The organism is Pseudomonas sp. 86_A (assembly GCF_017491705.1).
In the GTDB taxonomy this organism is placed as follows: Bacteria; Pseudomonadota; Gammaproteobacteria; order Pseudomonadales; family Pseudomonadaceae; genus Aquipseudomonas; species Aquipseudomonas koreensis.
Genome location: NZ_JAFGYS010000148.1, coordinates 1 through 461, shown reverse-complemented (window position 1 = coordinate 461; position 461 = coordinate 1). Strand labels below are relative to the sequence as shown.

At 58.1% G+C, this 461-nt stretch carries 1 protein-coding gene; it reads left to right on the top strand.

Annotated elements, in window-relative coordinates:
• A partial coding sequence (locus J5M57_RS28435; protein WP_207938535.1) for a hypothetical protein occupies nucleotides 1-461 on the top strand: 461 nt, incomplete at both ends.

Below are 461 nucleotides of genomic sequence, written 5' to 3'. Positions count from 1 at the left end.
CTCGCTTAGCGAGGCGAGACATGCGCATGCCGCCGAACGATCGATTCCGTCGAACGAGTCGGTCATTTCCCTGACGGCGCATTACAGACCGTCTGCTTCGGAGAAGATTGTCTACTGGCTGGCCGAATCGAGCGCGGGGGCGGTAAAGGACGTACCGAGCGTCTTTATTCGATTCAAGCATTTTTTTGCCGGCGCGATGAACATTGGATCGCTTCGCGGTGAGCGGGTATTCGTGAACGACATCGCGGCAAAGAGCGAACTCGCCACCCGTCTGGCGCGCATAGATGTGTTGCCGTTTCCATTGGCCAGAAAAGCCGGCGAACTGCCTGGCGAATATGGTCGCACGATCACAGTGGAAGTCGGCAATATCGGCATGGCGGATGACGAACTGATTGCCTGCCTCGACGCTTTGGGCCGGTCCGGCATCGAGGATTTGCGGGTATTTTCCGCCAGCCTGCAGG